1 protein-coding gene is annotated in these 246 nt (G+C 50.8%); it reads right to left on the bottom strand.

The annotated features are described in order from the left end of the window. Positions 1-218: hypothetical protein (locus tag RYX56_RS24440; RefSeq protein WP_317124398.1), on the bottom strand; the 218-nt coding region annotated here is incomplete at its 3' end. Positions 219-246 lie beyond the last annotated feature (28 nt).

Raw genomic sequence — 246 nt, 5'->3', positions numbered from 1 at the left:
GCAGGCGCACTGTCTTTGTCCATTTGCTCAAAATTCAGTTGAGCCAGCGCGGCATCATCTAGCCGTAACGCCATATCGGCAGTAATCAACGCCAGCCATTGCTGCTGGTCAGCAGTGAGACTCTGGCGCAGATTCAACAACTGACGAATGGTTTGCGCACTCTGCTTTAATTTGCCCGTCATGCCATCCACTTGCGCAACACAAATCATTTTGAGCATTAGCAGGCTCATGTCCTGCAGTTGACCA

The organism is Alkalihalophilus lindianensis (assembly GCF_032843265.1).
In the GTDB taxonomy this organism is placed as follows: domain Bacteria; phylum Bacillota; class Bacilli; order Bacillales; family Bacillaceae_D; genus Alkalihalophilus; species Alkalihalophilus lindianensis.
Note: the sequence above shows the minus strand (reverse complement) of the source record. Positions and strands in the feature narration are given on the sequence as shown.